The following is a 1,151-nucleotide window of genomic DNA, read 5'->3' as shown; positions in this document are numbered from 1 at the left end:
TAGGGTTATTACATTTATCATACAAAAAAACAGGTTATTTAAAACCTAATCTAAAAATTAAACCTTTGTTTTTTATAAATTTAATTTTTAAAAACCGATTTTTGGATTTTATGTAACTTATTGAAATAACTATTTTTTTATTAAAAATTCTATAAAATAAACCAAGGAACTAAAATCATTACTTTGAGCAAATATATATGAATCTGGTGAGGCTGCTATACGTAAGTAAGCTTAAAAAAAATAAAAATGCCGTTAAAGATTTAATGGATATTCTTACAGAAGCTATAACATATAATAGTCCCCATGAGATTTATGGAGCATTATATTTTGGAAATGGATACTTCGTACAATGTCTTGAAGGCGAAAGAGATAAGCTTGAGCATCTTTTTTATAAAAAAATCATTAGAGATCCTCGACATGAGCAATGTGAAGTTATTTATCTTGAACCGATCAAAAGTCGCCTATTTGCAAATTGGCATATGAAATATGCAGCTTTTAACAAGGAAGTCATGCACTTTTTTAAAGATCACCATCTAGAAGCTTTTAATCCTTATTTATTAACGAACCATACTATCTCTCCTTTTATTAATTTACTGGCTAAACAAAAAGACGGTATTAGTACTCTAAGGTTAAAATAGTAACCTCAAAAAATTAATTTTTATAAATTCATTTAGTTTAATAATCAGTTGATCTAAAATAAATTTTTATGTTAATGTTTGTTAATTTAACAGGGAATAGTGATGCTATATAATTAAATATAAAAACTCATTATTTAAGTTTTTAAAAAAATATTTTCCAGTTGAGAGCTAAGGTATTTTACAAATTGTGTTTTATTTTCAATCCTCGGCATCTCTACACTCCAAAAGGTATAGAACTTAAAATTAATTTCTAATGTTATACTAATAGCTCCAATTTCTAAATCATATTCTATCGCTTCTAGGTTTGAAAAAACTTCTATGACTTTAGCTAAGAATAAAATCTTATTTCGTTCTTTCGACTTTACAGGTCTGTACGCCTTTAAAGTCTGACTATAAAGGTAATCATATAAATCTGGACAGAAATTTTCTTGATGCTTTATCAAAAACTTTAGAACCTTATATCATTAGAAGAATTTATTTATAACATTATCTTATTCAAAATCTGGTAAGCAT

Annotated in this window: 2 protein-coding genes; one reads left to right on the top strand and one right to left on the bottom strand. The window is 25.9% G+C overall.

All coding sequences use genetic code 11. The features are described 5' to 3' along the window. Nucleotides 1–197 precede the first annotated feature (197 nt). Nucleotides 198–638 carry a BLUF domain-containing protein gene (locus tag J502_RS16025; protein ID WP_005014499.1) on the top strand — a complete coding sequence of 147 codons (441 nt, stop codon included), beginning with the start codon at nt 198–200 and terminating at the stop codon, nt 636–638. Between the two features lie 134 nt (nt 639–772). On the opposite strand, the gene J502_RS16020 is transcribed toward J502_RS16025, so the two are convergent. Beyond that, a complete protein-coding gene (locus tag J502_RS16020; RefSeq protein ID WP_005014505.1) occupies nt 773–1,081 on the bottom strand; it encodes a hypothetical protein in 309 nt (102 codons plus the stop codon). Nucleotides 1,082–1,151 lie beyond the last annotated feature (70 nt).

This window comes from Acinetobacter sp. 1294596 (genome assembly GCF_000582925.1).
In the GTDB taxonomy this organism is placed as follows: domain Bacteria; phylum Pseudomonadota; class Gammaproteobacteria; order Pseudomonadales; family Moraxellaceae; genus Acinetobacter; species Acinetobacter radioresistens.
Note: the sequence above shows the minus strand (reverse complement) of the source record. Positions and strands in the feature narration are given on the sequence as shown.